The sequence below is a fragment of the Sporosarcina sp. Y1004 genome (assembly GCF_057669665.1).
In genome coordinates this window covers 121,787-134,275 of record NZ_JBYHFQ010000009.1, presented here as the reverse complement: position 1 = coordinate 134,275, position 12,489 = coordinate 121,787, and the positions used below count along the sequence as shown (strand labels likewise).

The window sequence follows — 12,489 nt, the reverse complement described above, 5'->3', positions numbered from 1 at the left end:
AGATGAAATGCCCGTACAAAACCTACGAAAGCACATCTTGGAACACTGGGAATCCATGAAAATGGAACTTCTTGAGGGTACTTATAAGCCGCAATCTGTCCGCAGGGTCGAAATCCCGAAACCTGACGGTGGCGTGCGGTTATTAGGTATCCCTACCGTGACGGATCGTCTCATTCAGCAAGCCGTTGCCCAAGTATTATCTACTTTGTATGATCCAACGTTTTCCGACCATAGCTATGGTTTTCGACCAAAGCGAAGCGCCCACGGCGCAATAAGGAAAGCGAAAGGATATATACAGGAAGGTAATCGGTGGGTAATCGATATAGACTTGGAGAAGTTCTTCGACAAAGTGAACCATGATAGGTTAATGGGAACACTTTCGAAACGAATCGAAGACAAACGTCTGCTTAAGCTAATCCGTGACTATTTGAAATCAGGAATCATGATAAATGGTATCGTGACAACCAGTGAGGAAGGTACGCCGCAAGGTGGCCCACTCAGTCCATTACTTTCCAATATTGTCCTTGATGAACTAGACCAAGAATTGGAGGAAAGAGGACATAAATTTGTCCGATACGCTGATGACTGTAACATCTATGTGAAAACACAAAGAGCGGGTAATCGGGTCATGAGTTCTGTCACTTCATTTATTGAAGGGAAACTTAAGTTGAAAGTGAATCTGCGTAAATCTGCAGTTGACCGTCCATGGAAGAGGAAATTTCTTGGATTCAGTTTCACCATTGGTAAAGAACCGAAGGTTCGCATCTCCAAAGAAAGTGTGAAACGGATGAAGAATAAAATTCGCGAAATCACTTCAAGGAAGAAACCTTATCCCATGGAATATCGGATAAAGAAACTAAATCAATATCTGATGGGTTGGTGTGGCTATTTCGCATTGGCAGATACGCCAAGCGTGTTCATTAAATTCGATTCTTGGATTAAAAGAAGACTCCGGATGTGTATGTGGAAGAACTGGAAAAAGCCAAGTACGAAAGTGAGGAAACTCATTGGATTAGGTGCGCCGAAAGATAAGGCATACGAATGGGGTAACTCACGTAAAAGTTACTGGAGAATTTCTAAAAGTCCCGTATTACATAGAACCCTCGGAAACTCCTACTGGAGTTCCCAAGGGCTCAAAAGTCTATTATCACGTTACGAAACTTTGCGTCATCAATCTTAATTGAACCGCCGTATACCGAACGGTACGTACGGTGGTGTGAGAGGTCGGGAGTTAATCACTCCCTCCTACTCGATTGGTTCTTTGTCAAATGACGTTGGCGAAGAATAGTAGCCAACCATAATTTAGTTATTGTAGGGCTATCCAAGAAGTCAGTAAAGCTGATTTTTTAGGATAGTCCTTTTTCATATAGTCCTCCATGTATCCCGTTGTTTTCCGTTCCAGATGGACGCTTTCCGCGGGCACGGCTTCAGCCTCCTCGTCGCGAAAAGCACGCTCCTGTGGGGTCTTCAGCTCGTGCTGTTCCCGCTGGAGTCGCCATCTTGCACTCCAAACAACTACTATTGCACTTGTATAGGACACGAAAATAGACAAATGAATTTCAAACCTATAAAACCCACATAAATGTTATGCAGCTTCAAAATGGGATTGTCCTTGTTTTGCTGTTTAACCGATGGTTTTAACTTAAAGTGTAAAAGGATTCGTTTTCTGTAGTTCTGGAAGTTTCTATATCCATAGGCGACACGATTCAATATTTTAATCTTATTGTTATTCCCCTCAATTCTTCCGTTATTATAGGGGTAAATAAAACTAATTTCTATAAACGGAAGATGTTTTCTCAACGTTTTTAAATTCGTACTCATATAATTTGAAATAAAAGGTGAAACAGGTGTTGTCAAACAAGACGATAGTGCCGGGAAGTTCTTATTTGACATGAATTCCATTATCTCTTGATAAAGTTCATAGTTCTCTTTTAGTGCAGGATCATAATCCAACATCTCGTCTACAATACTTTGTCCTGTACGTTGTCCAAACAATGAGTAATACTTATATTCTACGCTGGATAGTTCTGAACGTTTTTTTAATAATAGTTTCCAATAACGCTTAAGGCGACGGTATTTCTTCATATCATCCCCATTAGACGTTCTTAGTTGATTCATGACTTGAATACGAAATTTATTCATAGAGCGATTAATCAGTTGAACCAGATGGAATCGGTCAATGATAATTTTTGCCCGTGGAAATAATTCTTTAATCACACTTACATAACCTGCATTCATATCAATTGTTACGGTTTCCACATGTTGACGGTCAGTCAAACTGTAGTTCACAATAAAGTGATTCTTAATCGTAAGATTATTTCGTCTATCTAGGATATCCAATATGTCTCCTGATTCCGCATTTATATATTCGAAGGCCATTTCACCTTTTGCGTATTTGAACTCATCAAAAGAAAGGTGCTTAGGTAGTACTTTGTAGTGGGGTATAAATTGTTTTGCGGCTTGATTAATTTGTCGTTGAACGGTTGCAGGTGATACCGAACAATCCCTCGCGATCGACGTAAGCGATTGTGCTTCGGTAGACTTTAAAATGACTTGCGCTTTCACATTTTGTGAAATAAAAAAATTCCGTTGAACAATAGGCGTTTTAGCAGTAAAACTGCTTTGACAGGCTTGGCACATGAAACGTTGTTTCTGTAGAAGTAGGTAGGTTGGATTTATACCCGTAATGGGTAAGGTGATTCTGGATAATTGTGTCCCGTTTTTATAGAATGTAAAGTCGGTATTTTTCACGCCGCATTTCACGCAATGTGTGGGAGTATAGGTTAACTTCCCGGAAATGTATTTACACCTTTTTCCTTTATAGGTTCCTTCTTTTACACAATTTTCGTCAACATTAATGTTTACGTCTTGAATATCAAGCAAAGATTTAATACTATTAGAACATGACAAGTGAATTCCCTCCTGGAAGATGGTTTTGGTCGACTTTTATTCTACAGGGAATCTCACTTGTCTTCTATTTATATTGAACTTATGACTCCTACACTTTCTAGCTGATTGGAGTGCAGAGCGGCGACTCCTGCGGGAACAGCGCGAGCCGAAGACCCCACAGGAGCGCGATCTTCGCGACGAGGAGGCTGAGGCCGTGCCCGCGGAAAGCGTCCGCTCGGAACGGAAATCAGCGGGTAGCAGGATTACTTTGTCCCATATATTTATAAAAAATGACGTTAGTGAAGATCCTCCTCATCTCCTTTAAAAGGGATGGGGGTTTTCTTTCACCAACGTCATTTATTGTACAACCTTTTACATTTATTCGGATTTTATAGAATGAAATTCCTCGATTGCACGTAACCAATTTCCACGCATAATAGAGGAGACTGCCAAAGCATCTCGTTCTTTCATTGAATTGATGATTAAATCATGCTCATCAATCGACTTTTCAGTCAAAATAATCGAGTTATGGAAGAACAATCGTCTGACGTGTGCTTGAAGTGATGCTACCATTGTTGTGATGTATGAATTGTTCGCTACATCAACGATGATCTGGTGGAACTCTTCGTCGATTTTCAATGCTGCAAAATAATCTTCCGTATAGACTGCACGAGCGAATCTTCTATTCGTGCTATCAAGTAAGTTAATCGTCTCTTCTGTTAGCTGGGGAATTGCCAATTCAGCGGATAATGCTTGTAACGCGGCAAGCGGTGGTAAAAGGTCTGTGATGGAGTCTTTTTCCACTTCTGTCACTTGCGTTGCTTTACCAGGGTACATCTTCACAAATCCCTGTACTTCGAGCAGTTGCAGGGATTCCCGGATAGGTGTCCTGCTAACGCCCAAAGCCTGAGCGAGTTCTGTATCATTCAGCTTTTCACCTGGATGTAAAGTACCATCAATAATCCATTGCTGTAATTGGTTAAATGCATTTTCTTTCGCTGAAACTCGAAGCGGCATTGCATGATTTGTCGGTACCGGCATTGTGAATCACCATCCTGTATTTGTCGTCGCTTCTCTAGTATACAATAAATTGAAGCTGGTTGGAAGATATGCAATATATTACGTTCGATATTTTTATTTTTTATAAAGACGGACAAATGCAGGGAAATACTTTTCAACAATACGGTAGGCACTGTAACCAAGTATGCTACCTACTGTATTCAACCATAAATCATCGATATCACTGCTTCGAGCCTGAAATAATTGAGTTGCCTCTATAAAAAAAGAGAGAAGGAAACCGACGAGTGCAACTTTCCAAAATTGGTTGAACCTGATCCATAATAATGGAACCATAAAGCCGATTGGCACAAAGATACATATATTACCCAAAAAATTAATGATGAACGGCTGCCAAAAGTTTAATTCTGTAATGGCATAATAATTATCCTGGAAAACTCTGAAAGGTATTAGATTTAAATTTGAATAAGTACGTGTAACAACTGGTCCTGTGTAGAGAAAGGTTAGGATTGTTTGAGATAATACCGCAGTTATGAATAAAAGAAAGACAACGACACCGGTTTCGTGGAACCGATTAATTTCCTCGGGACCATGGATTTTATTGTAAAAAATCCGAAGAAACAGTATCAAGGGCAAAGCAATTAGTAAATAAGGAGTCATTTCCAAGATATATCCTATTATAGTTGTCATCGCATTCACCTAACTTTATTTTATGTATCGCTTATACTTCAATGATATATCTTGATCTTCTACGGATGTACCATATGCAAGCTCTTCGTATTGAAAGATGAATCCGCGTGCCTCATAAAAAGGAATGCCGTAATCGTTTCCTTTTGCGACAGAAACCCACTGCTCGCTTGCCCCATATGAATGCTTTTGTATTTTAGTGGCAAAATCCAGTAGACGTGTACCAATTCCCATTCCACGCATTTCAGGATCCAAATAAAAGACATATATTTCGCCAGAATTACTATTCGTCATACCGCCAGCGATTGCTCCGACAATCTTCCCATTCATTTCAGCTATAAAGTAACCGTGCCACTCATTACTAATTGAGACGATTTCCTGTTCAATACGTTGCACGTTGTAATATTGTTTAATCAATTTTTTAATATAATCTTTGGAATATAGCCTATCATATGTGAACCAGTGACTTTTCACGAGTAGTTCAGTAACAGCTTTGGTGTCATTTCTTGTCGCATTACGAATAGATATTTTTTTCATTACATACCTCTCTTTGTTTGTAATATGTGTCCTGTTTTTGTAACGCTAAAGGTAGCTAAATGTAATGTTCTTGTAATAAACGATTGTTAGTATTAATTATAGACTAAATAGCAGGGAGTAGAAAAATTGAGAAAACTTCTATTGACACTCGTTCTTACGATGGCATTGCTAGTCAGCGGTGCTCAAGAAAGCATGGCAGCATCTTCAAGTTACACAGTGAAGAAAGGCGATTCGTTATATAAAATTGCCAAGGTTCATAATGTATCTGTTTCTAAGTTGAAATCATGGAATAACCTCAAGTCAAACACAATACACCCGAATATGAAACTGAAAGTCATTTCCGCAGGGAAAGTAGTTAAGAAGAAAGCTACACCCAAAAAAGCAGTCAAATCCACTAAAAAAACACCATCTCGGTCAGACTCCGATAATGTAGTTAAAGAATTCACGGTTTCAGCAAGTGCTTTTACTGCGAGTTGTAATGGATGTTCGGGGATTACAAAAACAGGTATTAACCTGAAAAGTAATCCACACTTGAAAGTAATTGCTGTCGATCCGAAAGTCATTAAACTCGGAACAAAAGTATATGTAGAAGGTTACGGTTACGCAGTCGCCGGCGATACAGGAAGCGCCATCAAAGGAAATAAAATCGATGTGTTCTATCCGACAAAAAGCGAAGCGTTTAAATGGGGCCGAAAAAACGTGAAAATAAAAATACTTAAATAACAAAAAGCCATTATTCCAATTGGGATAATGGCTTTTTTGTGAGTTGCTAAGTTACATAGTATCGCACCTTGATTAACTACAATAAGAGAAATGTTGATTCTGGTTATAAACCGCTTCGATTCTAGAGAAATAATTTAATGGGCTTTTTTGGTTATTTGTAATGAAAAAGACAACTCGTTGTAACGTTCTTGTAATACAAGGTGGGGAAGCTGACACCTTAGAATACAAAACAAGGAGACGAGTAAATGAAAAACTTTCTTTTGGCACAAGTATTGACAATCGCTTTATTGGTTGGTGGAGCACAGGCGGTTTATGCATCATCTCAAACAGATATAGTTAGAATCGGAGATACGCTATACCAAACACCCAAAATGTTAAATGAAACAAAGAAGGAATCTACATCAACTTCAAACTATACAGTTAAAAAGGGAGACACGCTTTTCAATATTTCTAAAATGCATAATACAACAGTCGCAAATATTAAATCAAGTAATAATTTACAGTCGAATATAATATCTCCAAATCAAGAAATAATTATTGATTCAAATGCAAAGGCAAGTGGGGAATCAACCGCAGCTGCAGAAAAGCCTACTTCAAAGATTGTATCGCGTTCAGCTGCCACTAATGTCGTCAAAGAGTTCACCGTAACAGCAACTGCTTATACAGCTTATTGTAGCGGTTGTTCCGGTATAACGAAAACAGGTATTAACTTAAGAGAAAATTCAAATCTGAAGGTGATTGCAGTTGATCCGAATGTTATTGAGCTCGGTACAAAAGTTTTTGTCGAAGGATATGGATATGCAATCGCAGGTGACATTGGCAGTGCCATCAAAGGGAATAAAATCGATGTCTTCATTCCTACAAAGAACGAAGCATTTAAATGGGGACGCAAAACCGTTAAATTATCTATTATCGAATAAGTGTATTTTTACGTCAAAAACATAATTTGAACGTGTAAATATGATAAGGGCTAGTATATAAACTGTACCTCCAATTGAGTTACGGTTTATATAGATAGCCCTATTTTTGTTTGCATATATTTGCTATATAATAAATTAAGGTGTAAAATTACACTAATTGGTGTTATTAGTAACCTAGGAGATGGAAATGATGAATAAAGGGCAGGTAATCGAAATTATTTCAATAAAAATGAGACTAATTCGGTTGGAAAAAAGTTATTCACAAGAGAAAATGGCAGACATTATAGGTATTTCAAAAAAGACACTTATTCAAATCGAAAAAGGAAGAACGTTAGCGGGTTGGACAACTGTAATTACGGTTTGTGCATTATTCAGGGACAGTGAAATTTTGCGGTCTGTTTTAGGGGATGAACCTCTAGAAATCATTGAAACACTTGCACATAACGGAATAGATAGGCCAAGAGATAAATCCATGGGGGGCAGAATTTGGTGGAATGAAATTGATTGTAAAGGGAATTTTCGATTGCAACAAAATGTGATCAGCAAACATTATAGAATTTTAGATAACAATAATTATCGTTGGTTTAGTTCGTTTGAAGAGCATGAAGCTATCATGCGTTTAAGCGAGTTGTCGATTGGGGAGTGAATGGATAGTTATGAGGGGGTTCATGAAAATACTATGGTTGATTGTTTCATTAATACCGGTATCTTTCCTATTTCACTACTATGAATATGGGCAGCATATTAAGCGAGAGGAAGCAACATTTCTATTTGTTGGTTCTATATTATTCATTCTAGTAACAGGTTTATTATCGAGAAATATAAAATTAAGGTATGTTTTCTTAGTCAATATTGTTACTGGGATAGTATCGTTATTGTTGGCTTCAAATTTCATTGATAACGGTGGTTGGTTTAAACCCGTTGGCAGAGATGGGGCAGTTATAATTAGTTCGTTCGTATTTCTGATAGGATAGCTGTTAGTAAGATTGATTTCTCGAAAATTATTAAAATGATTAACATGGAATTTTTGTTGAGTATGTATACAGAAAGGGTGGAATGAATGAATATGTATATTGTTACAGGTGCGTCAAAAGGGATTGGCTATGAGCTTATAAAACAATTAAGTGCTAAGGGACATTATGTTATTGGAATTGCACGCACTGTAAGGGAACTGGATGGGGTAAAGTTTGTCGAAGCAGATCTTACTGAAACAGATATGCTAGAAACTCTTATGGATGAAATTTTATTTACCGCTCCGGAGAAAATTACTTCATTCACACTTGTTAATAATGCCGGAACGGTTGACCCCATAGGTTTGATTGGGACAGTGAATGCAGAAGAAATGACAAGTGCTTTAGCGCTCAATTTGACAGCTCCTATGATTCTTTCAAATGCATTCATTAAGAAATTAAAAGATTGTGAAGGATTGAAGCGAATTGTGAATATATCTTCCGGAGCGGGCCGCAATGCTTATGAAGGCTGGGGGACATATTGCACAACGAAAGCCGGACTTGATCAATTTTCGCGCGTGATCACACTAGAACAGGAAAGTGCGGCGTTTCCCGTGGGAATTGTATCTATCGCGCCGGGCATTATTGATACCGATATGCAGGAGACTATTCGGGGAAGTAAGGAAGAGGCATTTCCACTCCTTGGGCGTTTTATAGACTACAAAGAAAAAGGCTTGTTAAGCAGTGCAGCACAAACAGCCACGAGTCTGATAAAGTTTATGGAGAATGTAGACCTGAAAACGATAGATCCGATTGCCGATTTGCGGGATTATGAAAAGTGAATAGTTGAACTTAATATGACGCGTATTGAATAGCCATTAACTAGCATAAAAAATGGCGAGAAGGGATTGTAAATCGCCATTTTCATGGGACTATTTCCGGCTCGCTTTCGGCGAAATAATTACGACACTATTACCGAGGAGCAAATGTGGCTAGAAGTGACTCCATCACGTCTAGCCACACTGTGCGCCCATGCTGGGCGCACGTAAATAGGGATGCGACGAAGTCACATCCCTACTTTTCAAGACTTCTCGATAATGGTTTAGAAGTTGTTCAATTCAAAGCGAACCAAAAGCAATTCTACACGTAGTGCTCAGTATTTGATCAAGTTATTTTATGGTTAATCAACAGCCGTGACTCAAGATACAATATTTCCAGCTATTCCATTTCTAATTAAAGACATAATAAAAGGTTGCAACTGATTTAATAACAATCAGAGCAACCTTTTATTTATTCCACTTGTTTAACTATTTTAAAGTCTTTCATTTTTTCCATAGCAATCAAAAATGGAGGGTTATTTCGTTGATTGATCATCTGGTAACGAATTACGTGTACGTCTGCCTGGTGCAAACTTGTTACATAATCTAAAAGTGCGTCCCGTTCTTCAGCGCCGCCTTCATGTCCATCATAGACAGAAATCGCAATTATACCGCCTTTTTTTAACAATCCAAGCATCTTGTGGATAGCTTGAATTGTGGATTCTGATTGTGTAACAATCGATAGATCTTCACTATGTGGCAAATAACCGAGGTTGAAGACCGCACAACCAATTTGCCCATCGACGTACTTTTCAACGTTCGCATGACTATCCAATATGAGTGAGACCCGTTCTTTTAAGTCGCCTAAATGTTCAGCAGTTGAATCGAGTGCGGATTGCTGTATATCGAAAGCAAAGACGCGGCCAGTTTCACCGACATGTTCTGCTAGGAAAAGTGTATCATTCCCGTTCCCAGCCGTTGCGTCGATAACGGTTTCGCCTACATGAACTGTATCTTTGAATAATTGTCTTGCAAAAGGGAGAATCCGATGCAACTTCAAATCAATTCGACCGCCCTTTTGTAATGTTTCCCTTGCCAGCTATCACGACGTTCGAGTTCTTTGTCAATGCCGTTTAATACTTCCCATTTTGTGACACTCCACATCGGTCCTATCATCAATTCAATCGGACCATCGCCTGTAATACGGTGAACAATCATTTCAGGGGGGAGGATTTCAAGTTGATCAGCTACAAGATCAATGTACTCCTGCTTTTCTAGAAATTCAAGCTGACCTTTTTCGTATTGCTTTACCATTGGTGTCCCTTTTAATAAATGCAAAAGATGAATTTTTATACCCTGGACGTCAAGTTTTGCAACTTCACGTGCAGTTTCCATCATCATATCGTAATCTTCAAGTGGTAAACCATTAATGATATGGGTACATACCCTGATGCCATGTTTACGCAGTTTCTCGACACCTTCTACGTATGATTTGAAATCATGAGCTCGATTGACAAGATTTGCGGTCTTTTCATGGACGGTTTGAAGTCCTAGTTCAACCCACAAATAAGTACGTTCATTCAGTTCTGCCAAATACTCCACAACATTATCGGGCAAGCAATCTGGACGCGTCGCGATTGACAATGCGACAACACCTTCTTGCGCCAATGCTGCTTCAAACTTCTCTTTTAACTTAGGGAGTGGAGCGTGTGTATTTGTATACGCCTGAAAATAAGCCATGTATTTGCCGTCTTTCCATTTCTTATGCATTCTTTCACTAATCTCTGCAAATTGGACCTCGATTGGGTCAACACGATCTCCGGCAAAATCACCAGAACCTGCAACGCTGCAAAATGTACAGCCACCGAAAGCGACCGTACCATCTCGGTTGGGGCAATCAAAACCTGCATCAAGTGCAACTTTCATCACTTTAAATCCGAATTCATCCTTTAAGTGTCGTGACCATGTATGATATCGTTTCCCTTCAGTAGGGAATGGTAAGTTCAATTTATCCACTTCATTCACTCCTCTAACAGTTGATTATATCATGGTTTTACATTGTAGTAACATTTGAATTATGGAACATAAGGTGTTTGTCTTGTCGGAATATAAAGAAAGTCATTAGCATCAGTTGCTTTGAGTGTGAACAGAGGCGGTCTGTTTATCTAGAAAGTATGGCATCTCATTATTGGGATGTTTATTAACGTCATCGAAAATTCACTTTTATTAAATTTAGAAATGATTAATACCATTATGATTAGATGCTTTCATTGCAAGATCTTCTATAGAATGATTTAATTGAAGGGATAGATAATTGTGACTTAATTAGCAATATTTAAAAGGGGGATGTAAAATGAAACCGATTTATAAGTCAGCAAAAGATGCTGTTGCACAGGTAGAGGATGGCGCAACATTAATGGTTGGTGGATTTGGGCTCGTAGGGATTCCTGAACAGCTCATTTTAGCACTAGTTGAAAAAGGCGTAAAAGACCTTACTGTCATTTCAAATAACTGTGGAGTCGATGAATGGGGACTTGGACTTCTACTAAAGAATAAACAGATTAAGAAAATGATTGGCTCATATGTGGGAGAAAATAAAGAATTTGAACGACAAGTGCTTTCCGGTGAAATTGAAGTCGAGTTAACGCCCCAAGGAACGTTAGCCGAAAAAATCCGTGCAGGCGGAGCTGGTATTCCGGCATTTTTCACGCCGGCCGGTGTTGGTACATTGGTAGCTGAAGGAAAAGAAGTTCGGATTTACGATGGCAAAGAATATGTCCTAGAAGAAGCGTTGCGCGCAGACTTTTCACTTGTCCGTGCAGCAACAGCCGATCAATTTGGTAATCTGATTTACAATAAAACAGCACAAAACTTTAATCCGATGATGGCGGCAGCAGGGAAGTTCACGATTGCTGAAGTAGAGGAAATCGTTGAAACGGGAGATTTAGATCCTGCAGCAATTCATACACCGAGTATCTATGTGCAAGGACTTCTACAAGCTAAACAGGAAAAACGAATTGAGCGTCTGACGACTCGCTAATGAAAGGGGAATGTGTGATATGGGAGAAGTGAATGTAAGGGAAAGAATTGCTAGACGGGCTGAAAAGGAAATCGAAGATGGGAACTATGTCAATCTTGGAATAGGTATGCCAACGCTTGTCGCAAACTATATTTCGCCGGACAAAACAGTCGTGCTTCAATCAGAAAATGGACTACTGGGTATCGGACCTTATCCGAGCTCCGATGAAGTCGATCCGGACCTGATTAACGCAGGAAAAGAGACGGTCACATCAATTCCAGGTTCTGCATACTTTAACAGTGCAGAATCGTTTGCGATGATTCGCGGAGGACATGTCGATGTTGCCATTCTAGGTGCCATGGAGGTTTCCGAAAATGGAGACCTCGCCAACTGGATGATTCCTGGTAAAATGATTAAAGGAATGGGAGGCGCGATGGATCTCGTTCATGGCGCTCGCAAAATAATCGTTATAATGGACCACGTTGCAAAGGATGGCTCAGCAAAAATTAAAAAAGAGTGCTCGCTACCGTTAACAGGTAAAGCAGTCGTTCATAAAATAATTACAGAGCGTGCTTTAATAAATGTGACTCCTGAAGGACTTGAATTGAAAGAAGTGTTTGAGGGTTTTACAATTCAAGAAGTTATCGATTCGACGGAAGCTGAATTAATTGTAAAAGACGTTATTGAAGGCGTGAAATGAAGGTTGTTAAAGTGCCACAATTCGGGTAAACTAGAAGCAATAGCTTTGGCGTAGATGAGGAATAGTAATCTTTGCTGTCGATTTTAGAGAGCAGGCGGTTGGTGAAAGCCTGTATGACGGAGATGAACTCGCCTCGGAGCCTGCATTGGTGAACTACTAAACAGTAAATCAGTAACCCGTGCCGTTGTCCGCGTTAAGGAATCAAGTTGGGCGGTTTTTCCGTCAATTT

General features: G+C 39.3%; 14 protein-coding genes and 1 other annotated feature (1 of these 15 running past the window's edge). Of the genes, 8 read left to right on the top strand and 6 right to left on the bottom strand.

Annotated features, from left to right (window positions below):
- Positions 1–1,180: group II intron reverse transcriptase/maturase (ltrA, locus tag AC25Y6_RS08930; protein ID WP_488142742.1), on the top strand; the 1,180-nt coding region annotated here is incomplete at its 5' end.
- 338 nt (positions 1,181–1,518) lie between these two features.
- On the opposite strand, the gene AC25Y6_RS08925 is transcribed toward ltrA, so the two are convergent.
- The 4 genes from AC25Y6_RS08925 to AC25Y6_RS08910 all read right to left on the bottom strand — a co-directional run bounded on the left by AC25Y6_RS08925 (position 1,519) and on the right by AC25Y6_RS08910 (position 5,130).
- Positions 1,519–2,910, bottom strand: a complete 1,392-nt coding sequence (locus AC25Y6_RS08925; protein ID WP_488142741.1) for an ISL3 family transposase — start codon at positions 2,908–2,910, stop codon at positions 1,519–1,521.
- A gap of 357 nt (positions 2,911–3,267) precedes the next feature.
- On the bottom strand, positions 3,268–3,930 hold the full coding sequence (locus AC25Y6_RS08920; RefSeq protein ID WP_482099854.1) for a GntR family transcriptional regulator: 663 nt from the start codon (positions 3,928–3,930) through the stop codon (positions 3,268–3,270).
- Between the two features lie 93 nt (positions 3,931–4,023).
- Positions 4,024–4,596 (bottom strand): VanZ family protein, encoded by a 573-nt coding sequence (locus AC25Y6_RS08915; RefSeq protein ID WP_488142740.1) that lies wholly within the window; start codon positions 4,594–4,596, stop codon positions 4,024–4,026.
- Between the two features lie 15 nt (positions 4,597–4,611).
- Positions 4,612–5,130 (bottom strand): GNAT family N-acetyltransferase, encoded by a 519-nt coding sequence (locus tag AC25Y6_RS08910; protein WP_482105077.1) that lies wholly within the window; start codon positions 5,128–5,130, stop codon positions 4,612–4,614.
- 126 nt (positions 5,131–5,256) lie between these two features.
- Between AC25Y6_RS08910 and AC25Y6_RS08905 the strand changes: the two genes are divergently transcribed.
- The 5 genes from AC25Y6_RS08905 to AC25Y6_RS08885 all read left to right on the top strand — a co-directional run bounded on the left by AC25Y6_RS08905 (position 5,257) and on the right by AC25Y6_RS08885 (position 8,565).
- Positions 5,257–5,853 carry a 3D domain-containing protein gene (locus AC25Y6_RS08905; protein WP_488142739.1) on the top strand — a complete coding sequence of 199 codons (597 nt, stop codon included), beginning with the start codon at positions 5,257–5,259 and terminating at the stop codon, positions 5,851–5,853.
- A 245-nt stretch (positions 5,854–6,098) separates the two neighbouring features.
- Positions 6,099–6,773, top strand: a complete 675-nt coding sequence (locus tag AC25Y6_RS08900) for a 3D domain-containing protein (protein WP_488142738.1) — start codon at positions 6,099–6,101, stop codon at positions 6,771–6,773.
- Positions 6,774–6,963: 190 nt separating this feature from the next.
- The gene (locus AC25Y6_RS08895; protein WP_482099849.1) at positions 6,964–7,419 is read left to right on the top strand and encodes a helix-turn-helix transcriptional regulator; all 456 of its coding nucleotides are present in this window, start codon (positions 6,964–6,966) and stop codon (positions 7,417–7,419) included.
- Between the two features lie 22 nt (positions 7,420–7,441).
- The gene (locus tag AC25Y6_RS08890) at positions 7,442–7,747 is read left to right on the top strand and encodes a hypothetical protein (protein ID WP_488142737.1); all 306 of its coding nucleotides are present in this window, start codon (positions 7,442–7,444) and stop codon (positions 7,745–7,747) included.
- A gap of 86 nt (positions 7,748–7,833) precedes the next feature.
- Positions 7,834–8,565 carry an SDR family NAD(P)-dependent oxidoreductase gene (locus tag AC25Y6_RS08885; RefSeq protein ID WP_482105074.1) on the top strand — a complete coding sequence of 244 codons (732 nt, stop codon included), beginning with the start codon at positions 7,834–7,836 and terminating at the stop codon, positions 8,563–8,565.
- A 448-nt stretch (positions 8,566–9,013) separates the two neighbouring features.
- Here the strand turns inward: AC25Y6_RS08885 and mnmM are convergent, their stop codons facing one another.
- Together mnmM and mnmL are read right to left on the bottom strand one after the other, a co-directional pair.
- The gene (gene mnmM / locus AC25Y6_RS08880) at positions 9,014–9,601 is read right to left on the bottom strand and encodes a tRNA 5-(aminomethyl)-2-thiouridylate-methyltransferase MnmM (RefSeq protein ID WP_488142736.1); all 588 of its coding nucleotides are present in this window, start codon (positions 9,599–9,601) and stop codon (positions 9,014–9,016) included.
- On the bottom strand, positions 9,598–10,557 hold the full coding sequence (mnmL, locus tag AC25Y6_RS08875; RefSeq protein ID WP_488142735.1) for a tRNA modification radical SAM protein MnmL/YtqA: 960 nt from the start codon (positions 10,555–10,557) through the stop codon (positions 9,598–9,600). Before mnmL ends, mnmM begins: the two co-directional genes overlap by 4 nt.
- 337 nt (positions 10,558–10,894) lie before the next feature.
- Between mnmL and AC25Y6_RS08870 the strand changes: the two genes are divergently transcribed.
- Together AC25Y6_RS08870 and AC25Y6_RS08865 are read left to right on the top strand one after the other, a co-directional pair.
- A complete protein-coding gene (locus tag AC25Y6_RS08870; RefSeq protein ID WP_482099846.1) occupies positions 10,895–11,581 on the top strand; it encodes a CoA transferase subunit A in 687 nt (228 codons plus the stop codon).
- A 19-nt stretch (positions 11,582–11,600) separates the two neighbouring features.
- Complete coding sequence (locus AC25Y6_RS08865; protein WP_482105070.1) at positions 11,601–12,260, top strand: 3-oxoacid CoA-transferase subunit B; 660 nt, start codon at positions 11,601–11,603, stop codon at positions 12,258–12,260.
- 42 nt (positions 12,261–12,302) lie between these two features.
- Positions 12,303–12,489: a binding site (T-box leader), on the top strand (it continues 40 nt past the right edge of the window).

Coding starts and splice junctions, on each gene's coding strand:
- AC25Y6_RS08920 (WP_482099854.1), bottom strand. CDS start 3,930: ATGCCGGTACCGACAAATCATGCAATGCCGCTTCGAGTTTCAGCGAAA.
- AC25Y6_RS08900 (WP_488142738.1), top strand. CDS start 6,099: ATGAAAAACTTTCTTTTGGCACAAGTATTGACAATCGCTTTATTGGTT.
- AC25Y6_RS08915 (WP_488142740.1), bottom strand. CDS start 4,596: ATGACAACTATAATAGGATATATCTTGGAAATGACTCCTTATTTACTA.
- AC25Y6_RS08910 (WP_482105077.1), bottom strand. CDS start 5,130: ATGAAAAAAATATCTATTCGTAATGCGACAAGAAATGACACCAAAGCT.
- AC25Y6_RS08885 (WP_482105074.1), top strand. CDS start 7,834: ATGAATATGTATATTGTTACAGGTGCGTCAAAAGGGATTGGCTATGAG.
- AC25Y6_RS08895 (WP_482099849.1), top strand. CDS start 6,964: ATGAATAAAGGGCAGGTAATCGAAATTATTTCAATAAAAATGAGACTA.
- AC25Y6_RS08870 (WP_482099846.1), top strand. CDS start 10,895: ATGAAACCGATTTATAAGTCAGCAAAAGATGCTGTTGCACAGGTAGAG.
- AC25Y6_RS08865 (WP_482105070.1), top strand. CDS start 11,601: ATGGGAGAAGTGAATGTAAGGGAAAGAATTGCTAGACGGGCTGAAAAG.
- AC25Y6_RS08890 (WP_488142737.1), top strand. CDS start 7,442: ATGAAAATACTATGGTTGATTGTTTCATTAATACCGGTATCTTTCCTA.